The following is a 26,873-nucleotide window of genomic DNA, read 5'->3' on the forward strand; positions in this document are numbered from 1 at the left end:
CTGCACTTTGGTTTTGCAAATTTGCACATCATGGATTGGGACAACCTGCGTTACTTCCTGGAGCTGGCCCGCTCTGGCACCCTGGCCGCCGCCGCCCGCCGCGCGGGGGTGGAGCACACCACCGTGGCCCGCCGCATCCAGGCGCTGGAAAAGCAGATGGGCGCCGCCCTGTTTGCGCGCGAGGCGGGCGGCCACCGGCTGACCGAGGCCGGGCGCCAGCTGCTGCCCGCCGTGGAGGCCATGGAAACCGCCGTGCTGGGCGTGGAGCGCGCTGCCCCGGCGCAGGCGGGGGCGGGGCCCTCGGGCCTGGTGCGCGTGGGGGCGACCGAGGGGTTTGGCACGCTGATCCTGGCGGCGCACCTGGCGCGGCTCACGCAAAAGCACCCGCATCTGTCCATCGACCTGCTGGCGTTGCCGCGCATGCTGCACCTGTCGCGGCGCGAGGCGGACATCGTCATCTCGCTGGAGCGGCCCACGCGCGGCTCGGTCATCGTCACCAAGCTGGCGGACTACACGCTGCACCTGTACGGCCAGCGCGAATACCTGGCCCGCCGCCCCCTGGTCGCCACGCGCGAGGACCTGCGCCACCACGCGTTTGTGAGCTACGTGGACGACCTGCTGTTCACCAAGGAGCTGCAGTTTCTCGACCAGCTCTACCCACCCGAGCGTTTTGCCATGCGCAGCACCAGCGTCACGGCCCAGTACGAGGCCGTGCGCGCCGGGGCCGGGCTGGCCGTGCTGCCCGCGTTTCTGGCCGACACCGACCCGGTGCTGGCCCGCGTGCTGCCGCAGGAGGCGCGCTTTACCCGCACCTTCTGGATGAGCATGCCCGCCGAGGCCAAGCACCTGGCGCGCATGCAGGCGGTGTGGAGTTTTTTGAAGGAAGTGGGGCAGGGGGAGAGCGGGCGGCTGCGGCCGGACCGGCGGTAGGTTCTGGACGGTTACCCATCGCCCGCAAATTTTTCTTGGCATGTGTTGGAGCGCCGCCTAGCATCCGAGCCACCTATCCGCACACAGGAGGCGCCCATGACCAAGTACCGAATCCTCAGCCTGGACGGCGGCGGCCTGCGCGGCCTGATCACGGCGCGGCTGCTGGCCCGGCTCAATGCCGATCCGCAGGTGCCGGGGTGGCTCGACACCGTGGACCTGTTTGCAGGCACCTCCACCGGCGGCATCTTGGCGCTGGGCCTGGCCTCGGGCAAGACCCCTGAGGAAATCTGCACCGTCTACAAGGAGCGCGGCGGCGTCATCTTTGACGACAGCTTCTGGGACAACGTGCGTGACCTGGGCAAGACGGTGGGGGCCGACTACTCCAGCAAGGGACTCAAGGCAGAGTTGAAAACCGTATTTGGCGATTTGAAGCTGCGCGACCTGGCCCGCAAGGTGGCCATCCCCACCTTTGACCTCGACAACGAGGAAGTGCCCGCCAAACGCACCTGGAAGCCCAAGATTTTTCACAACTTCAAGGGCGCGGACTCCGACGGCGAGCAACTGGTGGCCCACATCGCCCAATACACCAGCTCGGCGCCCACCTACTTCCCCTCGGCCGACGGCTACATTGACGGCGGCGTGTATGCCAACAACCCCAGCATCGTCGCACTGGCCCAGGCGATTTCGCGCCACAACCAGCCCGCCGAACGCGCCGCGCTGGACGAGGTGGTGATGCTGTCGCTGGGCACGGGCGTGAGCCTCACCTACATCAAGGGCCAGACGCTGGACTGGGGCTATGCGCAATGGGCACAGCCGCTCATCAATGTGCTGATGGACGGCGTGGCGGGCATCTCGGACTACCAGGCCCGGCAGCTGCTGGACGACCGCTATCACCGCCTGCAGATCGTCTTCCAACCCAGCGAGACCATTGCGCTGGACGCCGTGGACAAGCTGGGCCGCATGGACGAAATTGCCATGGGGCACCCGCTGCAGGGCACGGTGGATTGGCTGCGGGACGTGTGGCTCTGAGCCTGGGGGAGGCGGTGAGGGGTTCGGTGTGTCTGTATCAAAATCGCGCCACCACAACTCACCGGCTCCCCCGGCGCGCACCGTGAATGCTTCTGAACTCCAGGCCTATCTGCACCAGCACATTCCCCTGTCTCACGCGATGGAGGTGAGTGTGGTCGAGGCGTCGCCCCATCAGGTGGCGCTGAGCGCGCCCCTGGCGCCCAACATCAACCACCGCGACACGGTGTTTGGCGGCAGTGCCTCGGCCGTGGCCATTCTGGCGGCATGGTCCATGTTGCACCTGCGGCTGTCGGCCGAGGGGCTGGGCAGTCGGCTGGTGATCCAGCGCAACACCATGGATTACCTGGCGCCGATGGCGGGCACCTTCACGGCCGTGGCGCAGGCGCCGTCTGCACAGGTGTGGCAGCCCTTTGCGCGCATGCTGCAGCGCAAGGGCATCGGGCGCATCGTGCAGGCGTCGGTGCTGCATTACCAGGGGCAGCCTGCGGGGCAATTGGAGGGGGAATTTGTGGCCTTCGGGCCTGGCTACCTGTCACCGGCCTGAGGGGGCACACGCCCCGGGCGCCACGGCGCCTGCCTCGGGTGATCCCGCAAAGTGGGCCCAGGAGCCCCGTTTTATCGCGCCACCACCCGCCTGCTGCGCCGCACACGCTCCGATCACAGGGCGAAGCGGTGGCTTGCGGGATGTTTCCCGGCACGGCACCGGAATATCGCCGCGCAGGAGTTCAAGGCGATGTCACCTCTTCTTTCCGGTCTTGCATCCGTAGCCTCGCTGGTCTTCAATGCTGCGTCCAGCGGGGCGGCCAAGTCTGCGGCGCCCCGGCGCGGCAGCGATGCGGAGCAGGCCCAGCCCTCGGCGGTGGTCACGCTCAGCCCCCAGGCCGAGGCGCTGGCGGGGTTTGCGGGCAAGGGCATCCTGGTGTCGCAAGGCAAGCTGGATGGGGCCCTGGGCGCCGTGCAGCGGGGCAGTGGCGGTGGCCTGGTGCGGCAGCCTTCGGCGGGGGGATCGGTGTCCACGCAGGACTTCAAGGCGCTGCTCAGCGAGTTTGGTGCGGACGATGCCCAGAAGGAGCAGATTGCCGCCGGGTTCGACACCAGCAAGGACGGCCGCATTTCGCACGAGGAGTTTCTGCAGGGGCTCGCCAGCACGTCGATCACCCGGCAGGGCAATGATTTTTCGCAGGCCGTGCTGCAGCTGATGGACCGCAGCGGCATTGCCGACGGTGTGGTGAGCCAGAGCGAGTTTGCCGCGCTGGCCACGGCGTTTGCCAACGCAGAAAAGCGGGTGGGGGCTGCATAGGCCCATTGCGGGCCGTGTGGCGCATCCTCAATACAAAAGCGGCTCCGAGGAGCCGCTTTTGTTATCGATGATATTTAAAAGATAGCTAACTCTTTTTTACAGGGCAATCGCATCAAAACAGCGATGCCCAAGAGTCGCTCCAAATAGCCCAGACTCCACCCCGCCCGCTTGCGCTTGGCCTGCAGGCCGATCTTCACCGAGGTGTCATTCTTGAGCACCTGCAGCGCCATGCGTCGCAGCACCGTTTGGTTGTGCGGACTTTGATCCTTGTATGACTGCGCCGCATCCTCGCGCATCGCTGCGTCCAAGCTCCAGTGCAACTGGTTCTCCACGCTCCAGTGCGCGCGGATGCTGTTCGCCAGCACATGTGCCTGGGTGTGTGCAGGCAGGCTGCTGATGTAGTAGCTCACCTCTTCGCTGTCCGGCTGGCACGCCTGCTGGCGCTGGCGCACGACCTGCACCACGCTTGCCAGCCCCGGCCAGTGGGCTGCCGCTCGCTGCAACCCCTCGGGCACAGGGCTGAGCCGGTAGCTGCGTAGTTCCCGGCGCCCGTGCCCGCTGCAGCTCTCGGTATAGGTGTTCTCCTCGAGCCGCTCCTGGCTACCCTTGTCTTCAAAGTGCTTTTGCACCACTTGGTTCATGTGCCGCTGATTGCCCTTGAGCGACAGCACATAGTCCGCGCCATGCTCATGTAGTTGCTGGGCGATGCTCTTTTGGCAGCTGATGGCATCAATGGTGACGATGCAGCCTTTGAGGTGCAGCAAGCGCAGCAACTCGGGGATGGCTGTGATCTCGTTGCTCTTGCCATCGACCTTGCACTGGCCCAATAGCAATCCCATGTCTGCTGCCCAGGCGCTGACCATGTGCAGTGGCCTGCGAGCATCTCCTTTGCTGCTGCCACGCACGCTTTTACCGTCAATGGCCACCGTGCCGTGAACCCTGCCTGCCACCTGGGCGAGCCATTGTTGGCTGGCCAGCTCCAACTTGTTGGCATCGAGCAGGCGAAGCACCCGTGCAAAGGTATCGTGCGAGGCAATGCCCGAGGGCCGTGGCACCAAGCGCTCAAACCAGTCTTGGTGCTGCTGACCGAACTCGGCCATCTCTACGCAGTTCTCTGCGCCTGCAATGGTGGCGCACAGCGCCACTACCAAGATCGATTGCAATTCGTGGCGGCGTGTGCGCTGCACGCGGGGATCGGGGATGTTTTGCAGGTATTGCAGCAGGCTCATCTCTACAGCGTTTGGCAAATGACTCAAGCGCTGCAGTGTCGCCGGGTTTAAGGCGCACTTTTAGATGCGATTGCCCTGCCGATGACACCTGTTTGCAATAGAAAATATAGCGGCTTCCATGCCTGGTTACGGGAGGAGCGCTGACCATCAAACAAAACGGCTGGGCTACAACTGCTGGGGCAGTTTGCCCATGACTTAAGTAAGGTTACAGTCTGTTCCCATGAATGATTTTTCCGTAAAGGCCGCTGCTGCCCCGCCGAAATCTCCCCGATACCATTTCATTTCCGGGTTGCCGCGCGCGGGTTCTACGCTGTTGGCAGCAATCTTGCGTCAAAACCCTCGCTTTCAGGCGGGAATGTCCAGTCCGGTTGGGGCCTTTGTGAACTCCATCCTCACGCAAGTCAGTGCGGGTAGCGAATTCGCCACGCTGGTCGACAACACACAAAGAAAAGACCTGCTCACCGGCTTGTTTGATTCCTACTACCGCCAAGACCGTGACAAGGGCGTCATCTTTGACACCAACCGCATGTGGTGTGCCAAGCTGCCCACGCTTCTGGATCTGTTTCCCGATGCGAAGGTCATTGCCTGTGCACGCAATGTGGCCTGGGTGATGGACAGCATCGAACGGCAATACCGTGGCAACCCGTACGAAAACACCAAGCTATTTGGCAACAACATGGGGCGCAGCACCGTGTACCAGCGGCTGGAGGGGCTGGCGCAACACGACCAGTTGGTGGGTTTTGCCTGGGCTGCCTTGCGCGAGGCGTTTTATGGTGAACATGCCAAGTCGCTGCTGATCATCGACTATGACTTACTGGTGCAGGCCCCGGACAAAGTCATGGAATTACTTTACCAGTTCATTGGTGAAGATCCGTTCGAGCATGATTTCAATTCCGTTGAATACGATGCCCAAGCCTTTGACGAGCAACTGGGTGTGCCGGGTTTACACCGCGTTAAGCCTAAGGTGGAGTACACGGAGCGGCGCACCATCATTCCGCCTGACCTGTTCGATAAATACGCCAAATTGTCTTTCTGGACTGATCCCTCCGGCAGCGCGGCCAACGTTATCGCGCCCCGATCCACGAACACTGCGAAAGAAAGCCAAGCATGAGCACGCACAATACAACACTTGATCTGGCTATTCGCAGCGGTCTGGACACGCAAGCAGGCGCTGGCGTGAACGACGGGCACGCAGCGTTGAATGCAGCCAGCCTGGCTATCGTGACGGACCCCTTGCTCGGAGCACCGCTTCCTTCGCTTGACGTGCCGGGCGCGACGCGCGTCGAGGTGGTTTTCATCGAGAGCAACGTTGGCGACCTGGAAACCCTGCTCAAGGGCATCGACCCCAGCAGGGAGGTGCACGTACTCGATGCGAGCCAGGATGGCTTACAGCAGATGGCGTCCATTCTGGCAGGACGCTCGGGTATCGACGCACTGCACATTATTTCGCATGGCCGGGAAGGCGCTGTCAACCTGGGGGCGCTCGCGTTGGATGCTGGCGCGGTGGGCGAGCATGCCGGCCAGTTGCAGGCTATTGGCAAGAGCTTGAACCACGGCGCGGACATATTGCTCTACGGCTGCGATGTGGGTGCTGGGCAGGGCAAGGAATTGGTCAATGAACTGGCGACCATCACGGGCGCGGACGTTGCGGCATCGACCAACCTGACCGGTAACGCCAAACTGAATGGGGATTGGGACCTAGAGCTCAAGACGGGCAACGTTGAAACACAGTCAGTAGTCAGCCCGGAGTTGTCAGCTCTTTATGCCGGTGTGTTGAGCATTGCAAGCGCAACCCTTGTCTTTACCAGTGGCTCCTCGAATTTCGCCGATGCGGGCGGAACAGGCAATGCGACGAAAAACGTCATATATAAAGTCAGTGGCAACTCGAGCTACCAGTTGGTCATTGATGGTGCCAACACAGGTGTTTACGCGGATCCGACCAGCAGCTATGTGAACATCGATTTCACCAACACCCAGGCCGAAACGCTGGTGACCTTCTCGTTCCAGGGAGGGCAGATGTTTTCGACCACCGGGCTGAAGGTGCAATCGAACTATGCGCAGACCCTGATATTCAAAGGGTATGACAGCGGTGGTTCGCAAATTGGGACCACGCAAAATTTTGCGTTCGCTGGGGGCCAAACCCAGACGCTCAGCTTTACTGGATTGACGAACATCTCAACGCTGAAGATGACGTCCACGGGAAGCAGTGGGCACGTTCGGTATCTGACGCTGGATGATTTTGTGCTGGCCAATATACAGTTGGCGTCGCCCACGATCGCCAGCGCCACTTACGACGCCAGCACAGGAACCCTGTTGGTCACGGGCGTCAACATGGTCACCGGCGACACCATCGACGTGAGCAAGCTGAGTGTGGCCGGCCAGGGCGGCAGCTACACCCTCACCAGCCCCAACGTCACCGCCTCCAGCGCCACCTCGTTCACCGTCACACTCAACGCCACAGACAAAATCAACGTCAACGGTATCCTGAACAAGAACGGCACCTCGGCGGTGGACACCACCACCTTCAATCTGGCGGCGGCGGCCAACTGGGACTCTACGCAGAGCGCTGCAGCCGACCTGACCGGCAACGCTGTCACGGTCAGCAACGTTGCAGCCCCCACCATCACCAGCGCCACCTTCGACGGCGCCACCAACGTGCTGGTGGTCACCGGCACGGGCCTGGTCAAGACGATCGGCGCCACCAACGACATCACCGTCGGCAAACTGACTATCACCGGCGAAGGCGGCGCCACCTACACCCTGTCCACCACGGGCAACGTAGAGGTCACCTCGGCCACCAGCTTCTCCATCACCCTTTCTGGCGCAGACATCGCTGGAGTCGGTGCCCTTCTCAACAAGAACGGCACCTCGGCACTCAGCAGCACCACCTACAACCTGGCGGCGGCCGACGACTGGGACAGTGTCATCACCGGCGGCAACATCGCCGACCTCACGGGCAACGGCATCACCGTCTCCAACGCCGCTCCCCTTGTTACCAGCGCCACCTACGACGCCTCTACAGGCTCCTTGGTGGTCACCGGCGCCAACATGGTCACCGGCGACACCATCGACGTGAGCAAGCTGAGTCTTGCAGGCCAGGGCGGCAGCTACACCCTGACCAGCCCCAACGTGACGGCCGCCAGCGCCACCTCGTTCACCGTCACGCTCAACGCCGCCGACCAAGTCAATATCAACGGCATTCTGAACAAGAACGGCACCTCGGCGGTGGACACCACCACCTTCAATCTGGCCGCCGCCGCTTCGTGGGATGCCAGCCGCACGACATCCGCCGACCTCACCGGCAACGCCGTGACGGTCTCCAACGTTGGCGCCCCCACCATCACCAGCGCCACCTTCGACGGCACGACCAACGTGCTCGTGGTCACCGGCACCGGCCTGGTCAAGACGATCGGCGCCACCAACGACATCACCGTCAGCAAACTGACGATCACCGGCGAAGGCGGCGCCACCTACACCCTGTCCACCACGGGCAACGTAGAGGTCACCTCGGCCACCAGCTTCTCCATCACCCTTTCTGGCGCAGACATCGCTGGAGTCGGTGCCCTTCTCAACAAGAACGGCACCTCGGCACTCAGCAGCACCACCTACAACCTGGCGGCGGCCGACGACTGGGACAGCGTCATCACCGGCGGCAACATCGCCGACCTCACGGGCAACGGCATCACCGTCGCCAACGCCGCTCCCCTTGTTACCAGCGCCACCTACGACGCCTCTACAGGCTCCTTGGTGGTCACCGGCGCCAACATGGTCACCGGCGACACCATCGACGTCTCCAAGCTCAGCCTCACCGGCCAGGGCGGTAGCTACACCCTCACCAGCGCCAACGTCACGGCCGCCAGCTCCACCAGCTTCACGGTCACCCTGAACGCAGCCGACCAGCGCAACGTCAACGGCATCTTGAACACCAACGGCACCACGGCCGTGGACACCACGACGTTCAACTTGGCGGCAGCCGCCAGCTGGGATGCCAGCCGCACCAGCAGCGCCGACCTCACGGGCAATGGCGTCACCGTCTCCAACGTGGCAGCCCCCACTATCACCAGCGCCTCCTACAACGTTGCCACCAATGTCCTGACGGTCACCGGCACGGGCCTGGTCAAGACCATCGGTGCCACCAACGACATCACCGTCAGCAAGCTCACCATCACCGGCGAGGGCGGTGCCACCTACACCCTGTCCACCACGGGCAACGTAGAGGTCACCTCGGCCACCAGCTTCTCCGTCACCTTGGTTGGTGCAGACATCTCTGGCGTGAACGCCCTGCTCAACAAGAACGGCACCTCCTCGGCCGGCAGCTCAACCACCTACAACATCGCTGCCGCCGACGACTGGAACAGCGTCATCACCGGCGGCAACATCGCCGACCTCACAGGCAACGGCATCACCGTCAGCAACGCCGCGCCCACCGTCATCAGCTCCACCTACGACGCGAGCACAGGAACCCTGGTGGTCACTGGCGCCAACATGGTCGCCGGCGACATCATCGACGTGAGCAAGTTGAGTCTTGCAGGCCAAGGCGGCAGCTACACCCTCACCAGCCCCAATGTCACCGCAGCCAGTGCGACCAGCTTCACGGTCACGCTCAACGCCGCCGACAAATTGGCCATTAACGGCATCCTGAACAACAACGGCACCAGCGCGGTGGACACCACCACCTTCAACCTGGCGGCAGCCGCCAACTGGGATGCGAGCACCACATCGAGTGCAGACCTCACCGGCAACGGCGTGACGGTATCGAACGTTGCGGCCCCCACCATCACCAGCGCCACCTACGATGCCAGCACCCACGTGCTGACCGTGACCGGCACCAACCTGGTCAAGACCGTGGGCGCCACCAACGACATTACCGTCAGCAAACTCACCATCGTTGGCGAAGGCGCAGCCACCCGCACCCTGAGCACCACAGGCAATGTGGAAGTCACCTCGGCCACCAGCTTCAGCGTCACCCTCTCGGGTGCAGACATCGCAGCCGTAGAAGCCCTGCTCAACAAGAACGGCACCACGTCCACAGGCGGCAGCACCTACAACCTGGTTGCTGCGGACGACTGGAACAGCGTGATCACAGGCAGCGACATCGCTGATGGCACCAACGCACTCACCGTCAGCAACGTTGCAGTACCGGCCATCACATCTGCCACCTACGACGCCAGCACCGGAGCGCTTGTCGTGACGGGCACCGGGTTCTCCAGCCTGGCGGGGGCCATCAATGACATCGTGGCCAACAAATTCAGCCTGCAAGGCGAAGGAGGTGCCAGCTACACACTGACCACCACGGCCAACGTGGAGATCACCTCTGCCACCAGCTTCACCCTGAGCCTGAGCGCGGCGGACAGGGCGGCTGCCAACCTGATCCTGAACAAGAACGGCACCAGCTCCACCAGTGCCAACACCTACAACCTCATCGCCGCAGAAGACTGGAGCGCGGGTGCAGACGCTGCGGTGGTCATCGCCGACCTCACCGGCAACGGCGTTACGGTCAGCAACGTCGCAGTCCCCACCGTCACCAGCGCCACCTACAACGTAGGCACAGGCGTGCTGGTCGTGACCGGCACAGGACTCACCTCCGCGGCAGGAGCCTTGAACGACATCATTGCCAACAAGCTCACCTTGCTGGGCCAGGGGGGCGCGACCTATGTCTTGACCGATACCGGCAACGTCGATATCACCTCAGCCACCAGCTTCACCCTGACCTTGTCGGCCACCGACAAGGCCGCAGTCGCCCTGCTGTTCAACAAAGACGGCACAGCCTCCCTGGGTGGGACCACCTACAACCTGGCCTTCGCCGAAGACTGGGCAGCAGGCGCCGACCCTGCCGTGGCCATCGCCGACCTCACAGGCAACGGCGTCACTGTGGCCGGCAACGACCCGAACGCCCCCGTATTCGCATCAGCCAGCGCCAACGGCGCCAGCCTGGTGCTGACCTACACCGACGCCAGCGACCTGGACGCCGTCAACCCGCCAGCTACAGGCGCCTTCGCCGTGGTCTCCGGTGGAATCGCCAACACCGTGACCGGCGTGGCCGTGAACGCTGCCGCTAAAACCGTCACCCTGACCCTGGGCACCCCGGTGGATTATGGCCAGAGCGTCACCGTCGCCTACACCGACCCCACGGCAGGCAACGACGCCAACGCCATCCAGGACATCCAGGGCAACGACGCCGCCAGCCTGGGCGTGACACCGGTCACCAACAACACACTGGACACCACCCCCCCGGTGGTGAGCACAGCCACCGTCACCGCCAACCAGCTGGTCCTGAGCTACACCGAAGCGACCACACTGGACGCCGTGAACACCGCGCCCATTGGCGCCTTTGCGGTGACGGCGGGAGGCTCTGCCAACGCCGTCACTGCCGTAGCGGTCAACGCAGCCGCTAAAACCGTCACTCTGACCCTGACCTATGTAGTAGGCGCCGGCCAGACCGTCACCGTCGCCTACACCGATCCCACAGGCGGCAACGACGCCAATGCTGTCCAGGACGCAGCAGGCAATGACGCAGCGAGCTTCGCCGCGCGGCCCGTGACCAACCTCACCCCCGCAGACCCTGACCCGACCCCGGTCCCCCCTGTGCCCACGCCTGACCCGGTACCCGGAGTGCCGGACAACGACGGAGTACCTAACGCCATAGAAGACCTGACCCCAGGGATCCCTGGCCCCGGTGGCACCACAACCCCCGGGGACGGCAACGGAGACGGCGTCAGGGACAGCGAACAGCCGGGAGTGGCCTCGACAGGCTTCGTGCTCAGCCCCACAGGGCAGAGCAACCCCGGAAGTGCGCCACCCACCTTCACGACACTGGTGGCCAGCAGCACCAATGGCAAGGTGGGCAGCGGCAACGACAATGCACGCATCACGAGCCTGGTGCAAAAGGATGCACCGACGGGGCTGCCAGCGGGCCTGCAAATGCCGATAGGGCTGGTGAGCTTCACGGTGCAGCTTGGAGCGGGCAAGACAGGAGAGAACTTCAGCCTGTACGTAGACCCGGCGCTGGGGGTGAACGGCTACTGGAAGCAGGACAGCCACGGGCAATGGGTGAACCTTGCGAGCGAGCCGTATGGGGGCAAGATGGTGATGGAAGGGGGGCGGGTAAGGCTGGACTTCCACATCGAGGACGGAGGGCAGTTCGATGCGGACGGCAAGGCGGACGGCATCATCACGGACCCAGGGGCGCCAGGGCACATGGCGCTGTCGATTGTGGGGCTGGCGCCGGATGTGGGATCCCATCCTTTCTGGTTCTGAGTAGCCCCGCATACTGGCAATAGCCTCGTCCTGACAGATCTGACAACATGAAACGGAGAACATCGATGACAACCAACACGCCCATGGCGGCACCTCGGCGCGCTTTGCGCAAGCTGCCTGCAGCAGCACTCGTCCTGAGCAGCCTGCTGGCGGCTTGCGGAGGCGGTGGTGGGGGCGATGCTTCCGGCCCCACCATCGACCCCGCCCAGCTCAAGGGACGCTGGGTCACCGCTGCAGGCGTGGCACCGGCCACGACCGCCGTGGTGGTGCCCGAGGCCAACGGAACCGCCAGCGCCTGGCTGCTGGCCCAGGACGCCAGCCGGCTGGTCAAGCTGGTGGTGCGCAGTGACAGCAGCGCCAACGGGAAAAGCTACGCGCTGGGGCAAGCCAACGCCACAGGCCAGGCGGTGACAGGCCAGGTCAACGCGGCACTTGCGGCCAGCCCCAAGACGATTGCATTCACGGGCCTGAACACGGGGACCTTGACCCAGAGCGATGCACTGGCGACCCCTGCAGTCCAGGCAGAAGTGCAGGGCAACTGGAGTGCCACATTGGGAGGCAATGCCCAGACTGTGCAGTGGAGTCTTGCGGCGACCGGCAGCATGACAGGGAGCTCGACCACGGGGTGTTCTTACACGGGCAACGTAGCGGCGATGGCCAGCACGGCTGCGTACAGCGTCAGCTTCAACGAAAGCTGCGCGGACGGGAGCAAGACTGCATTCAATGGGGTGGGTACGCTCAACGTGGCCAAGAATGGGCTGACGGTGGTGGTGACGAGCGCGGACGAGACCCGAGGGACTGCGGTCTTCTTCGCAAAGTAGGGGCTTGAACGCTAGCGTTTCAGTTCTAGCAAGGAACAATCTGGCGCCCTTGCCCATTGTTTGACACCCAGCGATACGGGCTTCTATGCATCGAGGTGGTAGGCAAAGCGATGCTTTATCGGGTCATTGCTTTGGGAGCAGCCCGTTACTCTGAGCACACTGGGCGAGAAATGGTGACTGCTGATCTGTGTATTGCAGTGGGCCGGATGTCGCCGCGCAGGAGTTCAAGGCGATGTCACCTCTTCTTTCCGGTCTTGCATCCGTAGCCTCGCTGGTTTTCAACGCTGCATCGAGCGGGGCGGCCAAGCCTGCAGCGCCCCGGCGCGGCAGCGATGCGGAGCAGGCCCAGCCCTCGGCGGTGGTCACGCTCAGCCCCCAGGCCGAGGCGCTGGCGGGGTTTGCGGGCAAGGGCATTCTGGTGTTGCAAGGCAAGCTGGATGGGGCCCTGGGCGCCGTGCAGCGGGGCAGTGGCGGTGGCCTAGTGGGGCAGCCTTCGGCGGGGGGATCGGTGTCCACGCAGGACTTCAAGGCGCTGCTCAGCGAGTTTGGTGCGGACGATGCCCAGAAGGAGCAGATTGCCGCCGGGTTCGACACCAGCAAGGACGGCCGCATTTCGCACGAGGAGTTTCTGCAGGGGCTCGCCAGCACGTCGATCACCCGGCAGGGCAATGATTTTTCGCAGGCCGTGCTGCAGCTGATGGACCGCAGCGGCATTGCCGACGGTGTGGTGAGCCAGAGCGAGTTTGCCGCGCTGGCCACGGCGTTTGCCAACGCAGAAAAGCGGGTGGGGGCTGCATAGGCCCATTGCGGGCCGTGTGGCGCATCCTCAATACAAAAGCGGCTCCGAAGAGCCGCTTTTGTTATCGATGCTATGCAAAAGATAGCGAACTTTTGTTTTCTATAGCGCGGAGAGGGCGGTTTTTCCTCTTGAAACGCTCTGGTTCACCTCGGCTCGCACTGGTTTGCGCTAGTGCGCACCACCCGCATCGGCAGCACCACCGCCACCCGCTGTCCTCGCCGGGCGCTTGGTGAGCCAGATCAGCCCGATCAGCAGCAGGAACAAGCCCGCCGAGCCCAGGAAGATGTCGTTGGCCGCGCGCGTGAACGCCTGCTGGTCGATCAGCCGGTTGATCTGTGCCAGCGCCTGCATCTGCGTGAGGCCGGACGCGGTGAGGTTGTCCAGCGTTTGCGCAAACACTCCCTGGCCCTGCACCAGCCCTTCAGTCAGGTGGGCATGGTGCATGGCGGCGCGGCTTTCCCACAGCGTGGTGGCAATCGACGTGCCCATGGCCCCGGCGGTGATCCGCACGAAGTTGCTCAGGCCCGCAGCGGCCGGGATGCGCTCTGGCGCAATGCCTGCCAGCGTCAGCGTGGTGAGCGGGATGAAGAAAAACGCCATGGCCGCGCCTTGCAGCAGGGTGGGGATCAGGATGTGGATGAAGTCCGTCTGCACTGTGAACTGCGAGCGCATCCACAGCACCGTGCTGAACACGATGAACGCCCCGGTCGCCATGCGGCGAGGATCCCACTGTCCCACCTTTTTGCCCACCAGCGGGGTGAGCAAAATGGCGAAGATGCCCACCGGCGCCAGCGCCATGCCGGCCGAGGTGGCGGTGTAGCCCATCCACTGCTGCAGCCACAGCGGCAGCAGCACCACGTTGCCAAAGAAGAGGGCGTAGGCCACCGACAGCGCCAGCGCGCCAAAGGTGAAGTTGCGGCCCTTGAAGAGCTTGAGGTCCACCACCGGGTGCTTTTCGGTCAGCTCCCACACCAGGAAGACTGCGAACGCCACCACCGCCACCACGGCCATGGTGATGATCTCGCCCGAGGCGAACCAGTCCAGCTCCTTGCCCTTGTCGAGCATGAGCTGCAGCGCACCCACCCACAGCACCAGCAGGCTGAGGCCCACGGTGTCGATGGGCAGCTTGCGGATGGGCGTTTCGCGCTGGCGGTAGATGCCCCAGGTGAGCAGCCCGGCCAGCAGGCCCACCGGCACGTTGATGTAGAAGATCCACGGCCAGGAGATGTTGTCGGTGATCCACCCGCCCAGCAGCGGCCCCACCACGGGTGCGACTAGCGTGGTCACGCCCCACAGCGCCAGAGCCGTGCCCGCGAGGGCCTTGGGGTAGCTGGCCAGCAGCAGGGTTTGGCTGAGCGGAATCATCGGCCCTGCAACCAGGCCCTGCAGCACGCGGAAGAACACCAGCGCCTCCAGCGACGAGGCAAAGCCGCACAGCCAGGAGGTGAGCACAAAGAGCAGCACGCTCATGGTGAACAGCCGCACCGCGCCGAAGCGCTGCGTGAGCCAGCCGGTGAGCGGCACCGAGATGGCGTTGGCCACGCCAAAGCTGGTGATGACCCAGGTGCCCTGGCCGGGGCTCACGCCCAGGTCACCGGCAATGGCGGGGATGGAGACGTTGGCGATGGACGAATCCAGCACGTTCATGAACGTGGCCAGCGACAGGGACAGCGTGCCCAGCAGCAAGGCGGTGCCCTGCAGCGGTGGGTAGGCCGCAGGGGGCCCGGGCGGGGCAGGGGTTTGTGTTGCAGCAGGCGCCGAACGGGCGGGCGCCTGGTCTGCAGTGGGGTTGGCGGCAGTCATGCTCTACGCACCCTGTTCACTGCACCACAGGCGACTGCACTGCCGAGGCCACAGGGGCCGAGGCATGTTGCTGGCTTTGTGCGGGCGCTTTGCCCACCTTGGGCGATGCCACGGCCACGGCCGCCTTGCCGCTGCGGCCCAGGTTGGCGGCGATGATGTGCGCCACTTCGTCGTCGGCGGCCTTGAACTGCGCATCAAACACTGCAGTGGCGGCCACGGGCGTGGTGCGCTGGGTGTCGGCCAGGGTCTTGCCGCTCTGGTCGGCCGTGTTCACCTTGACTTCCATCGACAGGCCCACACGCAGCGGATGCTCGGCGACCTCCTTGGGGTCCAGGGCAATGCGCACGGGCACGCGCTGCACCACCTTGATCCAGTTGCCGGTGGCGTTTTGTGCGGGCAGCAGTGCAAACGCAGCGCCGGTGCCCGCGCCCAGGCCCGTCACGGTGCCGTGGTAGGTGACCTTGGTGCCGTACACATCGGCTTCCAACTCGGCCGGTTGGCCGATGCGCAGGGTCTTGAGCTGGCTTTCCTTGAAGTTCGCGTCCACCCACAGGTCGTTCAGAGCGACCAGCGTCATCAGCGGAGCACCGGCTTGCACGCGCTGGCCCACCTGCACGCCGCGCTTGGCCACGTGGCCGTCCAGCGGGGCGACCAGCTGGGCGCGCTGCACGGCCAGGTAGGCCTCGCGCACGCGGGCCGAAGCGCGCTGCACGTTGGGGTGCTGTTCGATGGAGGTGCCTTCGGTCTGCGTCTGGCTGGCGGCCAGTTGTTCTTGCGCGGCCAGCACGGCCGACTGGGCTGCGGCTACGGTGCTCTTGGCGGCGGCCAGCTGCGCGGTGGCGTGCTGGAACTCTTCCTTGCCCACGGCGCCGCTGGCCATCAGCGGGGTGCGGCGGTTCACATCGTCTTGCGCACGGGCGGCATCGGCCTGGGCGCGGGCCAGATCGGCGCTGCGCAGGCTGACCTGCGCCTTCAGTGTGGAGTTGTTGGCGTACAGGGTGCGCACTTCGCGCACCGTCTGCGCCAGCTGGGCCTCGGCCTGTTCCAGCGCCACGCGGGCGTCAGCGGGGTCCAGCTTGACCAGCAACTGGCCGGCCTTCACAAAGTCGGTGTCGTCTGCGCCGATGGACACCACGGTGCCACCGATCTGCGGCGTGATCTGCACCGCGTTGCCCGCCACGTAGGCGTTGTCGGTGGTCTCGACATGGCGGCCATTGGCCCAGTGCCAGCCGCCCCAGCCAATGGCCACCAGCGCGACGGCGGCGGCGATCAGGGTGAGGCCGCGGCGGCGGGCGGTGTTGGACTCGTTGGCGGTGAGGGGTTCGCTGTTGGCGGTCATGGCAATGGTCTTTCTGGAATGTGTTGTTATGTGTTTTTGAATAGGGCGGTGGGGCGTTCTGGGCCGGTCAGTGCGCGGCGGCGGTGTGCAGCACGGCCGTGTCGTCCGTCCAGCCGCCCCCCAGGGCCTTCATCAGCACCAGGCGGGTGTCGAGCTGGCGGGCGCGCAGGTCCACGGCCAAGCGGCGCTGGGCCAGTACCTGGCTTTCGGTGGAGAGCACCACCAGGTAGTTGCCCAGGCCCGCGCGGTAGCGCTCCTGCGCAAAGCGGTAGGCCTTTTCGGCACTGGCCACGGCTTCGTCCTGCAGCGCCTGCTGGCGGGTGAGCGACTGGATGGAGGCCACGGCGTCGCCCGCTTCCTTCACCGCATCGAGCACGGCGCCGTTGTACTGGGCGATGGCAGCGTCCAGCTCGGCCGCGCGGCCGCCCAGCTGGGCGCGCAGACGGCCGCCGTCAAAGATCGGCAGGCGCAGTGCGGGTGTCACGCCCATCTGGCGTGAGCTGCCGTTGAACAGCCGGTCCAGCCCCAGCGAGTTCAGGCCAATGAACGCGCCGATGTTGATGTTGGGATAGAACTCGCTGCGCGCGCTGTTGACGCCTTGCGTTGCCGCCTCCACGCGCCAGCGGGCGGCCACCACATCAGGGCGGCGGCCCAGCAGGTCGGCGCCCAGCACCTCGGGCACAGCGGTGGGTTGCAGCGCGGTGAGTCGGGGCGTGAGCTGAGGCAGGGCGTCGGGCGCCTGGCCGGTCAGCACGGCCAGCTGGCGGCGGCCCAGGGTGATCTGCTCGTCGAGTGCCTCGATCTGGGTGCGGGCGTCGGGCACGGCGGCTTGGGCCTGGGTCAGTTCGACCTGACTGTCCAGGCCTGCTGCGGTGCGCTCTTGCGTGAGCTTGCGTTGTTCTTCGCGCTGCTCCAGCGCGCGCGTGGCCACGTCGCGCTGGGCCACCAGCCGGGCCAGGGCCACGTAGCTACGGCCTACCTGGGAGGCCAGCGTGTTGGCGGCGGCGGCCGCATCGGCCTGGGCGGCACGGGCTTGGCCCAGCGCGGCCTGCAGCTCGGCGGCATGCTGGCCGAAGAAGTCGGGCGACCAGCTCAATGTGGCTTGCACGGTGCCGCTGTTGTAGGTGTTGCCTGCTACCGGCGCGGGCACCAGGCCGTTGGCGGTGTAGCGCTGGCGGGTGGCGTCCACGCCCAGGGTGGCTTGGGGGCCGTTGGCGGCTTCGCGCACCTGGCTCAGGGCGATGGCCTGCTCCAGCCGGGCACGGCTCACGGCCAGGCTGGGGTTGCCTTGCAGGGCGGTGTCGATCAGGGTGTTGAGCTGCACATCGCCCAGCGTGGTCCACCACTGGCTGGGGGCCACGGTGTCGGTGGCTGCGGCATTCAGGCCCACGGCCGACGGGGTGGTTTGTGCGAGTGGGGTGTGGGCCGGGCCGGGGCTGGCGCAGCCCACCAGCACCAGGGCGGCGGCCAGGGCCAGGGCCGACATGGCGAAATGCGCGGCCAGGGCCGAATGGGCGGAGGGCTGGGGAGTGGCTGAGTTCACGGGGTTCTCCAGATTGGTTTTGGGGTGTTGTGTGGAGGAGCGGATGGGTGGAGGACGGCGGCGCCGGGTGCTGGTTCAGTCGGCGTTGGCTTCGGCGCCGCGCTGCTGGCGCAGCGCCTCGCCGTTGGCCAGCATGCGGCGCAGCAGGCGCAGCAGCAGTTGCCATTCGTCGGGGCTGAAATCGCTCAGGTGGCCGTTGAGCACATCGGCCAGCACGGGCGGCACCTTGGCGGCGGCGGCCTGGCCTTCGGGCGTGAGCGCCAGTTGCACCACGCGGCGGTCGGTGGTGGAGCGCTGGCGCGCCACCAGGCCCTTGGCCTCCAGCCGGTCGAGCGCGCGGGTCATGGAGGCCGGGTCGGTCTCCAGGTCGCGCGCCAGGCTGGCCACTGTCGTCTGGGAGCACAGCGAAATCTTGAACAGCGGCAGCCACTGCGCATAGGTCAGGTCGTGCAGCGCCAGTTGTGCATCGGCCTGGGTGCGGATGGAGGTCATCACCTTGCGCATCAGGTAGCCCACGCTGTTTTCGGGCTCAAGCTGGCTGGCGCTGTAAAAGCCCGTGCCGGTGGGCGAAGGTGGGGAGGCTGGGGAAGTCATGGGCGTGAATTTAATTGACTAGACAATGATTGTCTTGGCAATCAGTTAACGACCGTGACAAGGGCAGGGTTTTTACTGAGATGAATTGCTATATAAAATATAGCTAACTGTGAATGCTGGCGGGCGGTGGGGCCACATTTGGCACATGAATGTGGCTGTGGAGGGGCGCTGTTGCCGCAGCAGCCGCTCGGGAGCTGGCGCAACCCTGTCGGTTATTTCCCGGTCAGGCGCTGCGCCCAGGTGGGCAGCGGCTGGGCCAGAGGAGTGACGTTGGTGGGCGAGCACACGGCCACCAGTTGCGGCCCGGTGCTGGTGCCGGTCGCCTCGGCGGCGTCATACAGATAGGACACATCTGCTTGCCGCACGGCCTGGGCCAGGTTGTCCATGGTGCGCGGGTAGCGGGCCAGGATGCGTTCGGGCGGCACGGTGTGCCCGCCTTCGCGCACGCGTTGCGCCACGCGGGCCAGCAGCCGCGCCGGGTCGTCCAGCGCCACGATGTAGAGCGCCACTGTGTAGCCGCAGCGCTGGGCTTCTTCGATAAGCGCCAGTTTGGAAGGGTGCGAAAACACGGTTTCGCTGGCGAAGTCGGCGCCTTCGCGCAGCAGGGTGGCACGGCGGTCGTCGGCCCATTGGCGGGCGGCTTCGGACCGGGCCTCGGGATCGGCGATGTGCTGCAGCTGCGCCTGTTCGTACAGATCGGCGTTCACAAACTCCAGCGGCGGGCCCAGGATGCCTTCGCGCACCAGCGCGCGGTAGAGCGTGGATTTACCCGCTCCGTTCGGACCCGCCAGCAGATGGAACCAGCGGGGTGGCGTGTTCTGGCGGGACGGCGGAGAAGGCTGCCGTGCGGAGGCCACCATGCAGTGTCAGGCGATGGATGTAGCCGCTTTGGCCTGGTTTTCCTGCACCACCTCGCGCACTCGCTGCGCCAGGGTGCCGCGTGTCTGTGCGGCCAGCAGACGGGCGGTGAGGGCGTCTACCGACGTGGGTGCCGCCAGGGTGGCCGTGCGCGCGGCAGCGGCTTCGTACTGCTCGATGGCGCTGCGTGCCTCTTGCACGCTCAGGCCCGTGTGTTCCACGATCTGGCCCAGCGTGGCCCAGTATTCAATCTGGCTGGCCACCGAACGGCGCATGGGCTGCGCGGCCTGGCGGGCCTGCTCCACCAAGTGGGCGGGCAGCTTGACGGAAGAAAAGGCGGTGGCTGACATGGCGATCTCCTGATTGGCGCATTTTGCGCCAATCAGGGTGGGTCTGCAACGGTGGCAGATGAGCGAGGCCCCTCGCCGCAGGGTTTTTGGGGCGATACCATGCGTTCACCGTTGTTCCTCCTGCTGCATCTACCTGCAGAGCGCGCCATGACCGAGTTCGCCCCAATCCCTGACCCTGATTCAACCACCCCAGCCTTGCGTTTTGCCGTGATGGGCGCGGGCGCCGTGGGCTGTTACTTTGGTGCCTTGCTGGCCCGTGCTGGCCATGCGGTCACGCTCATCGGGCGGCCCGCCCATGTGCTGGCTGTGCGCGACCATGGGCTGCGGCTGCAGACGGCGACGATGGATGTGCAGGTGCCCCTGGCCGCCAGCACCGAGGCCAGTGCCGTGCAGGGCGCAGACGTAGTGCTGTTCTGCGTGAAGTCGTCCGACTCGGAAGACGCCGCGCAGCAGATGCGCCCCCACCTGGGCCCCGGCACGCTGGTGCTGACCTTGCAAAACGGCGTGGACAACGACGAGCGCGTGCGCGCCGTGCTGGACGGCAGCACCCCCGTGGCTGCCGCAGTGGTCTATGTGGCCACCGCCATGGGCGGCCCAGGGCATGTGGTGCACCATGGCCGGGGCGAGCTGGTGATTGCACCTTCGCCACGCAGCGACGCGGTGGCCCGCCAGCTCACGGCAGCGGGCATCCCTACCCAGGTGTCAGACAACGTGCGCGGTGCGCTCTGGGCCAAGCTGGTGCTCAACAGCGCCTACAACGCGCTGTCGGCCCTGTCGCAGCAGCCCTACGGCCCGCTGGTGCAGGTGCCCGGCGTGACGCAGGTGATTGCCGACATCGTGGCCGAGTGCCTGGCCGTGGCTGTGGCCGATGGGGTGACGATTCCGGGCGATGTGCAGGCGGCGGTGCGTGGCATTGCCAGCACCATGCCCAGCCAGTATTCGTCCACCGCGCAGGACCTTGCGCGGGGCAAGCCCACCGAGATTGACCACCTGAACGGGTATGTGGTCAAGCGCGGCGCCGCACTGGGGGTGCCGACGCCGCTGAACCACGCGCTGCAGGTGCTGGTGAAACTGGCCGAGATGAAGCGCGCTGCAGGCTGAGTTTCGGACGCGGTCAGGCCAGCGCCGCTTCTTCCAGCAGCCGCTCACGCACTGCCTGCGCCGCCTGCACCATGTGGTGCAGGGCAGCCTCGGTCTCGGGCCAGCCCCGGGTTTTGAGACCACAGTCGGGGTTCACCCACAGGTGTTCCACGGGCACGACCTCGGCGGCTTTTTCCAGCAGCGCGGCCATCTCCTGCACGCCGGGCACGCGGGGCGAATGGATGTCGTACACGCCGGGGCCGATCTCGTTCGGATACTTGAAGTCACCAAAGCCCTGCAGCAGTTCCATGTCCGATCGGCTCGTTTCAATCGTGATCACATCGGCATCCATGGCCGCGATGGCAGGCAGGATGTCGTTGAACTCGCTGTAGCACATGTGGGTGTGGATCTGCGTGTCGTTGCGCACGCCGCTGGCACTGATGCGGAAGGCGCGCGTGGCGCGGTCCAGATAGCTCTTCCAGCCCGCGCGGCGCAGCGGCAGGCCTTCGCGGATGGCTGGCTCGTCGATCTGGATGATGGCGATGCCTGCGGTCTCCAGGTCGCACACCTCGTCGCGGATCGCCCAGGCGATCTGGTCGGCCGTGGTGGCGCGGGGCTGGTCGTCGCGCACAAAGCTCCATTGCAGGATGGTGATGGGGCCGGTGAGCATGCCTTTCATGGGTTTGGCGGTGAGGCTTTGCGCATACTGCGTCCAGGCCACCGTCATGGGCGCGGGGCGGGCCACGTCGCCGTAGATGATGGGCGGCTTCACGCAGCGTGAGCCATAGCTTTGCACCCAGCCGTTGGCGGTGAAGGCAAAGCCGTCGAGCTGCTCGCCAAAGTATTCGACCATGTCGTTGCGCTCGGCTTCGCCGTGCACCAGCACGTCAATGCCCAGGGCTTCCTGCTTACGCACGGCCAATTCGATTTCGGCCTGCATCTTCTGTTGGTAGTGGGCCGCATCCAGTGCCCCGCGCTTGAAGGCGGCGCGTGCAGCACGGATCTCTGCCGTCTGCGGGAACGAGCCAATGGTGGTGGTGGGCAACAGCGGCAGCTTGAGCCGCGCACGCTGGGCCTTTTGCCGGGCAGGGAAGGCGCTGGCGCGCTGGTCGGCGCCTGGCGCGGCGGCAGCAATGCGGGCCGCCATGGTGGCGCGGTGCACGCGCGGGCTGGCGCGGCGGGCGGCCAGGGCGGTGCGGGCCGCGTGCAGTTCGTCATCCACTGCCGCCTCGCCCTGCGACAAGGCGGTGGCGAGCACGCGCAGCTCATCGAGTTTTTCCACCGCAAACGCCAGCCAGGACTTCACCTCGGTGTCCAGTTGCGTTTCGGCATGCAGGCTGAACGGCACATGCAGCAGCGAGCACGACGGCGCCAGCCACAGCTCGCCTTGGTGCTTGTCGGCCACGGGGCGAAGTTTTTGCAGCGCCGCATCCAGGTCGGTGCGCCAGATGTTGCGACCGTCCACAACGCCCACCGACAGCACCTTGTGCGAGGGCAGCCAGTCGGCCACGCCCACCAGTTCGTCGGGTGCGCGCAGGGCATCCACATGCAGCCCGGCCACGGGCAGCTGGCAGGCCAGGCGCAGGTTTTCGGCCAGGGGCGAGAAGTAGGTGGCCAGCAGCAGCTTGGGCGCGCTGCGGGCCAGTTGCCAGTAGCTGGGCTCAAAGGCGTGGCGCCACGCATCGGGCAAGTCCAGGCCCAGGATGGGCTCGTCGATCTGCACCCATTCCACACCCTGGGCCTTCAGGCGTGCCAGCACGGTTTCGTACACCGGCAGCAGCGACTCCAGCAGGCTGAAGCGGTCAAAGCCCGCCGTCTTGGATTTGCCCAGCCACAAAAAGCTCAGCGGCCCCAGCAGCACGGCCTTGACGCGGTGGCCCAGCGCCTGGGCCTCGGTCACTTCGGCAAACAGGCGCTCGCTGGCCAGGTGGAACTGGGTGTGGGCGCTAAATTCGGGCACGAGGTAGTGGTAGTTGGTGTCGAACCACTTGGTCATCTCCAGCGCGGGCTGGCCGGTGGTGTGGTGTTTTGCAGTGCAACCGGTGCTGCAGCCCGCGTGGTCGTCGGCCGCCTGAGCAGACACGCCCCGCGCCATCGCAAAGTAGCGGGCCAGTTCGGGCGTGTGGGCGTCAAAGCCAAAGCGGGCAGGCTCGCAGCCTAGCAGCTGGATGTGGTTGGCCACATGGTCGTACAGCGCAAAGTCGCCCACGGTCACAAATCCCAGGCCCGCATCGGCCTGCGCCTGCCAGTGAAGCTGGCGCAACTGAGCGGCGGTGGCTTGCAGCTCGGCCTCGGTGCTGTCGCCGCGCCAGAAGGATTCGAGCGCGAATTTCAGCGCGCGCTGCGCCCCCATGCGCGGAAAGCCCAGGGTGTGCGTGAGCACGGGGCGGTGGGTGGCGGCGGTTACGGCAACTGCGGCGAGCGACATGGTGATTTCCTTCTTCTGAATGGAGCAATGCAATGAAGGCACCGATGGTCGCGCGGGCTCGTTTATTATTCAAACGAAAGTTTTAGTCGATCAACTTGAAAATTAATAATGAACCAGTCGATTCTGGAAGTGCGCCACCTGCGCACGCTGGTCGCCCTGCGCGACAGCGGCAGCCTGGTGCGGGCCGCGCAGCTGCTCAACCTCACGCAGTCGGCGCTGTCGCACCAGATCAAGCTGCTGGAAGACCGCTACGGCCAGCCGCTGTTTGAGCGCAAATCGGTGCCGCCGCAGTTCACCGCCGTGGGTGAGCGGCTGCTGGCGCTGGCCGATGCCGTGCTGCCGCAGGTGGAAGGGGCCGAGCGCGACATCGCCCGCCTGGTGCTGGGGCAGGGCGGGCAGATGCGCATTGCGGTGGAATGCCACACGTGTTTTGACTGGCTGATGCCCGCGATGGACGCCTTTCGCACCCGCTGGCCCGAGGTGGAGCTGGACATCGTGAGCGGCTTCCATGCCGACCCCGTGGGCCTGCTGCACCAGGGCCGGGCCGATGTGGCCATCGTGTCGGAGGTGGATGGTGACGAGGCGGGCGTGGACTACCACGCGCTGTTTGGTTTCGAGATCCGCGCGCTGCTGGCCAACACGCACCCGCTGGTCGGCAAGCCGCACCTGGTGGCGCAGGACTTTGCCGACCAGACCATCATCACCTACCCCGTGCCCGACGAGATGCTGGACCTGATCCGCCAGGTGCTGGAGCCCGCCGGGGTGCGCCCCCCGCGCCGCACCACCGAGCTGACGGTGGCCATGCTGCAGCTGGTGGCCAGCGGGCGCGGCTTGGCGGCGCTGCCCCTGTGGGCGGTGCAGAGCTATCTGGACCGGGGGTATGTGACGGCGCGGCCCATTGCGACAGGGCCTGGCGACAAAGGCCTGCGCGGCGAGCTGCATGCTGCCTGCCTGCCCAGCCTGTCGGCCAAGCCGTACCTGCAGGATTTTGTGCAGGTGACGCGGGAGACGAGTTTTGTGACGCTCAAGGGCGTAGAACTTTTGTAGCCTAGTCCGGCGCGTACTTGTCGCCCACCTCTTCGCGCAGCGGGTCGGTGTCATAGACGATGTTCATGTCCCGGATGCGGGTGCTGCCCGCATCAAACGTGAACACATCCACGCAGGTGAAGGTCACCTCGCGGCCGTCGTTCAAGGTCCAGTCGTAGCGGAAGTAGGCGGCGGCCCGCACGGCGCCGCCGTTGTCGGGTTGGGCGGAGACGAACAGATCCAGCACCGTGATCACGCTGCCGCTGGAGGCCTGGGCCAGCTTCTTGAAAAAGTCGCTCGCGCGTATCGTGCCAAGGAAGGGCGAATGCACCACGCCATCGTCCTCAAAACAGGCAATCAGCCCGTCGGTGTGGCTGGCGTGCAGGTGGGCGAGGTAAGTGCGGACGGTGTCGAGTGGTGTGGTCATGGGCAGGAGCGTGGTGGAGAAAGATGCCCAGAGCTTCGCCGCGCCTGGCGGCTGCGGCAAGAGACAATGGCGCCTCATACATAAAAGCTGCTTATGTATTTGCGCTACCTGCACTACCTCCAATCCGTCATCGACCAGGGCTCGTTTGCGCGCGCGGCGCAGGCCTGTGGGGTGTCGCAGCCCGCCATCAGCCAGGGAATGAAGGCGCTGCAGGCGCAGTTCGACACGCCCCTGCTGGTGCGGGACGGGCGCCGTTATGTGCCCACCGACCTGGCCCGGCGTGTGGTGGCCGAAGGCGCGCCGCTGGCCCAGCGCATCGACGCCTTGCCGCAGGCCCGCCGGGCCGCCGTGGACCCCAAGCGGTTGCGCGTGGGGCTCACGGCGTCCGCCGCGCTGGTCTGTGGGCCGCTGCTGTACGAGACCTGGTGTCTGCCGCAGCCCCAGCGTTCACTGGAGATGACCACCACCGACGAGGGGAGCCTGCTGACGGGCCTGCTGCATGGCAGTTTCGACGCCGTGATTGCGCCCCGGCCGCGCCAGTTTGCCCACCCGGATGTAGTGCAGTGGCGCTTGTACGAGCTGCAGCCGCAAATTTATGCACGGCGGCGCCACCCGCTGGCGCAGGCCCGGTCACTGGCCGATTTGCAAGGCGCCGGCTGGGGCTGTGTGGGCCCCAGCGTGAGTGGCCCGGTGGACGTATTGACCGAGGCACACCGCGTGCGGCGCATGTCCGCACCGCGCATGGCTGTTCGCTGCCCGGACTTTGCCAGCCTGCTGAACCTGGTGGTGGGCTCCGACCTGCTGGCGGTGGTGCCACACCCCGCGCTGCTGGGGGCTGCGGCAGAGCAGGTCGCCCCGCTGCAATTGGCCGAGGCGCTGCCGCTGTATGGCATGTGGCTGTTCGAGCGCAAGGCGCGCAAGCCCCGCCTGGGGCCGGAGGTGTTTGCGGGGCGGGTATGAGGCCTGGTGGGGCAGGGCGCCTGGGTGCCTCGCCTGAGGCTATTTATTTGATAGCTATTCAGGCATGATGGACGCGCGCAAGCGGCCAAAAAAGCTTGAAAAAATCAATGATCAGCCAGCCACCGTGCCTGGCACGGGCACCCGCACTGCGCCCGAGGTGTAGAACGCATGCAGGTTCTCCAGCACCAGGTCGGCCATGGCGCGGCGGGTTTCGTGGGTGGCGCTGGCGGTGTGGGGGGTGAGCACCACGTTGTCCAGCGCCATCAGCGCGGCGGGCACATGGGGTTCGTTGTCGAACACATCCAGGCCCGCCCCGGCGATGCGGCGTTCGGCCAGCGCTTCGATCAGCGCCGCCTCATCCACCACGCTGCCACGCGCCACGTTGATGAGGTAGCCGTTTGGCCCCAGGGCGGCCAGCACCTCGCGGTTGACCAGGTGGCGCGTGCCCGCGCCGCCCGCCACCGTCAGCACCAGGTAGTCGGCCCATTGCGCCAGGGCGGTCAGCGACTCGAAGTAGGAGAGGGCGCAACCCTCGGCCGGGCGGCGGTTGTGGTAGCCCACCTCCATGCGGAAGCCCGCCGCGCGCTCGGCCACGGCCTGGCCGATGCGGCCCATGCCCACGATGCCCAGGCGCTTGCCCGACACCTGCGTGCCCAGCGCAAACCGGGCCTTCGGCCATTGGCCCTGGCGCACAAAACGGTCGCTGGCGGCAATACCGCGCGACACATCCAGCATCAGCGCAAACGCCATGTCGGCCACGCAGTCGTTGAGCACGCCGGGCGTGTAGCCCACCTGCACTTCGCGCGCCTTGGCTGCATCGATGTCCAGCGCGTCGAAGCCCACGCCAAAGCTGCTGATGACCTGAAGGCGTGGCAGGGCCGCGATGACCTCACCCTTCAGGCCAATGGCTGCGGTGGTCACCACCCCGGTGAATTCCGCACCGTGCGCCGCCAGAAAGCCCGCTGGGTCGGCCTGGTCGGCCAGGCAGGCCACGCTGTAGCGGGCGGCGAGTTCGGCTTCAAGGGCAGGCAAAGGCAGGCGGCCGATTTGCAGGATGCGGGGCTGGGAGGTGGTGGTCATGGGGGCTGTGATGGATTTCG

The 26,873-nt window shown here is 65.7% G+C and carries 21 protein-coding genes; 11 read left to right on the plus strand and 10 right to left on the minus strand.

Annotation, left to right across the window (positions count from 1 at the left end):
* Window positions 1-30: 30 nt before the first annotated feature.
* From ACSQ3O_RS12380 to ACSQ3O_RS12395, 4 genes are all read left to right on the plus strand, one after another.
* The gene (locus tag ACSQ3O_RS12380; RefSeq protein WP_137747814.1) at window positions 31-930 is read left to right on the plus strand and encodes a LysR family transcriptional regulator; all 900 of its coding nucleotides are present in this window, start codon (window positions 31-33) and stop codon (window positions 928-930) included.
* A 96-nt stretch (window positions 931-1,026) separates the two neighbouring features.
* Window positions 1,027-1,959: a patatin-like phospholipase family protein gene (locus tag ACSQ3O_RS12385; RefSeq protein ID WP_436139065.1), complete on the plus strand. Its 933-nt coding sequence runs from the start codon at window positions 1,027-1,029 to the stop codon at window positions 1,957-1,959.
* Between the two features lie 82 nt (window positions 1,960-2,041).
* Window positions 2,042-2,503 (plus strand): YiiD C-terminal domain-containing protein, encoded by a 462-nt coding sequence (locus ACSQ3O_RS12390; RefSeq protein WP_436139066.1) that lies wholly within the window; start codon window positions 2,042-2,044, stop codon window positions 2,501-2,503.
* A gap of 189 nt (window positions 2,504-2,692) precedes the next feature.
* Window positions 2,693-3,259, plus strand: a complete 567-nt coding sequence (locus ACSQ3O_RS12395) for a hypothetical protein (protein ID WP_436139067.1) — start codon at window positions 2,693-2,695, stop codon at window positions 3,257-3,259.
* A gap of 74 nt (window positions 3,260-3,333) precedes the next feature.
* On the opposite strand, the gene ACSQ3O_RS12400 is transcribed toward ACSQ3O_RS12395, so the two are convergent.
* Window positions 3,334-4,488 (minus strand): ISAs1 family transposase, encoded by a 1,155-nt coding sequence (locus ACSQ3O_RS12400; protein WP_436139068.1) that lies wholly within the window; start codon window positions 4,486-4,488, stop codon window positions 3,334-3,336.
* 220 nt (window positions 4,489-4,708) lie between these two features.
* Between ACSQ3O_RS12400 and ACSQ3O_RS12405 the strand changes: the two genes are divergently transcribed.
* The 4 genes from ACSQ3O_RS12405 (at window position 4,709) to ACSQ3O_RS12420 (ending at window position 13,365) form a co-directional block, all read left to right on the plus strand.
* Window positions 4,709-5,599 (plus strand): sulfotransferase family protein, encoded by an 891-nt coding sequence (locus ACSQ3O_RS12405; RefSeq protein WP_436139069.1) that lies wholly within the window; start codon window positions 4,709-4,711, stop codon window positions 5,597-5,599.
* Window positions 5,596-11,745 (plus strand): DUF4347 domain-containing protein, encoded by a 6,150-nt coding sequence (locus tag ACSQ3O_RS12410; protein WP_436139070.1) that lies wholly within the window; start codon window positions 5,596-5,598, stop codon window positions 11,743-11,745. The genes ACSQ3O_RS12405 and ACSQ3O_RS12410 overlap by 4 nt, the downstream gene beginning before the upstream one ends.
* Window positions 11,746-11,810: 65 nt before the next feature.
* Window positions 11,811-12,566, plus strand: a complete 756-nt coding sequence (locus ACSQ3O_RS12415) for a hypothetical protein (RefSeq protein WP_436139071.1) — start codon at window positions 11,811-11,813, stop codon at window positions 12,564-12,566.
* A 232-nt stretch (window positions 12,567-12,798) separates the two neighbouring features.
* A complete protein-coding gene (locus ACSQ3O_RS12420) occupies window positions 12,799-13,365 on the plus strand; it encodes a hypothetical protein (RefSeq protein ID WP_436139072.1) in 567 nt (188 codons plus the stop codon).
* Between the two features lie 168 nt (window positions 13,366-13,533).
* Here ACSQ3O_RS12420 and ACSQ3O_RS12425 read toward each other — a convergent pair whose 3' ends face one another.
* The 6 genes from ACSQ3O_RS12425 to ACSQ3O_RS12450 all read right to left on the minus strand — a co-directional run bounded on the left by ACSQ3O_RS12425 (window position 13,534) and on the right by ACSQ3O_RS12450 (window position 19,852).
* Window positions 13,534-15,168 carry a DHA2 family efflux MFS transporter permease subunit gene (locus tag ACSQ3O_RS12425; RefSeq protein ID WP_436139073.1) on the minus strand — a complete coding sequence of 545 codons (1,635 nt, stop codon included), beginning with the start codon at window positions 15,166-15,168 and terminating at the stop codon, window positions 13,534-13,536.
* Window positions 15,169-15,184: 16 nt separating this feature from the next.
* Window positions 15,185-16,507 carry an efflux RND transporter periplasmic adaptor subunit gene (locus tag ACSQ3O_RS12430; RefSeq protein ID WP_436139074.1) on the minus strand — a complete coding sequence of 441 codons (1,323 nt, stop codon included), beginning with the start codon at window positions 16,505-16,507 and terminating at the stop codon, window positions 15,185-15,187.
* A gap of 67 nt (window positions 16,508-16,574) precedes the next feature.
* Entirely contained in the window at window positions 16,575-17,993 is a 1,419-nt protein-coding gene (locus ACSQ3O_RS12435) for an efflux transporter outer membrane subunit (protein ID WP_436141119.1), read from the minus strand.
* Between the two features lie 132 nt (window positions 17,994-18,125).
* A complete protein-coding gene (locus ACSQ3O_RS12440) occupies window positions 18,126-18,644 on the minus strand; it encodes a MarR family winged helix-turn-helix transcriptional regulator (protein ID WP_436139075.1) in 519 nt (172 codons plus the stop codon).
* 212 nt (window positions 18,645-18,856) lie between these two features.
* Entirely contained in the window at window positions 18,857-19,504 is a 648-nt protein-coding gene (locus ACSQ3O_RS12445) for a zeta toxin family protein (protein ID WP_436139076.1), read from the minus strand.
* A gap of 6 nt (window positions 19,505-19,510) precedes the next feature.
* The gene (locus ACSQ3O_RS12450) at window positions 19,511-19,852 is read right to left on the minus strand and encodes a TA system antitoxin ParD family protein (RefSeq protein ID WP_436139077.1); all 342 of its coding nucleotides are present in this window, start codon (window positions 19,850-19,852) and stop codon (window positions 19,511-19,513) included.
* A gap of 147 nt (window positions 19,853-19,999) precedes the next feature.
* Between ACSQ3O_RS12450 and ACSQ3O_RS12455 the strand changes: the two genes are divergently transcribed.
* Window positions 20,000-20,953, plus strand: a complete 954-nt coding sequence (locus ACSQ3O_RS12455; protein ID WP_436141120.1) for a ketopantoate reductase family protein — start codon at window positions 20,000-20,002, stop codon at window positions 20,951-20,953.
* A gap of 13 nt (window positions 20,954-20,966) precedes the next feature.
* On the opposite strand, the gene metE is transcribed toward ACSQ3O_RS12455, so the two are convergent.
* Window positions 20,967-23,360 carry a 5-methyltetrahydropteroyltriglutamate--homocysteine S-methyltransferase gene (gene metE / locus ACSQ3O_RS12460; RefSeq protein WP_436139078.1) on the minus strand — a complete coding sequence of 798 codons (2,394 nt, stop codon included), beginning with the start codon at window positions 23,358-23,360 and terminating at the stop codon, window positions 20,967-20,969.
* A 108-nt stretch (window positions 23,361-23,468) separates the two neighbouring features.
* Here metE and ACSQ3O_RS12465 point away from each other — a divergent pair, with 108 nt between their 5' ends.
* Entirely contained in the window at window positions 23,469-24,407 is a 939-nt protein-coding gene (locus ACSQ3O_RS12465; RefSeq protein ID WP_436139079.1) for a LysR substrate-binding domain-containing protein, read from the plus strand.
* 1 nt (window position 24,408) lies between these two features.
* Here ACSQ3O_RS12465 and ACSQ3O_RS12470 read toward each other — a convergent pair whose 3' ends face one another.
* Complete coding sequence (locus tag ACSQ3O_RS12470; RefSeq protein ID WP_436139080.1) at window positions 24,409-24,813, minus strand: nuclear transport factor 2 family protein; 405 nt, start codon at window positions 24,811-24,813, stop codon at window positions 24,409-24,411.
* Between the two features lie 93 nt (window positions 24,814-24,906).
* Here ACSQ3O_RS12470 and ACSQ3O_RS12475 point away from each other — a divergent pair, with 93 nt between their 5' ends.
* Window positions 24,907-25,773: a LysR family transcriptional regulator gene (locus ACSQ3O_RS12475; RefSeq protein ID WP_436139081.1), complete on the plus strand. Its 867-nt coding sequence runs from the start codon at window positions 24,907-24,909 to the stop codon at window positions 25,771-25,773.
* 111 nt (window positions 25,774-25,884) lie between these two features.
* Here the strand turns inward: ACSQ3O_RS12475 and ACSQ3O_RS12480 are convergent, their stop codons facing one another.
* Window positions 25,885-26,853, minus strand: coding sequence for a 2-hydroxyacid dehydrogenase (locus ACSQ3O_RS12480; RefSeq protein WP_436139082.1), 969 nt, complete (start codon window positions 26,851-26,853; stop codon window positions 25,885-25,887).
* Window positions 26,854-26,873 lie beyond the last annotated feature (20 nt).

This window comes from Acidovorax sp. LjRoot74 (assembly GCF_964254355.1).
GTDB lineage: Bacteria > Pseudomonadota > Gammaproteobacteria > Burkholderiales > Burkholderiaceae_C > Acidovorax.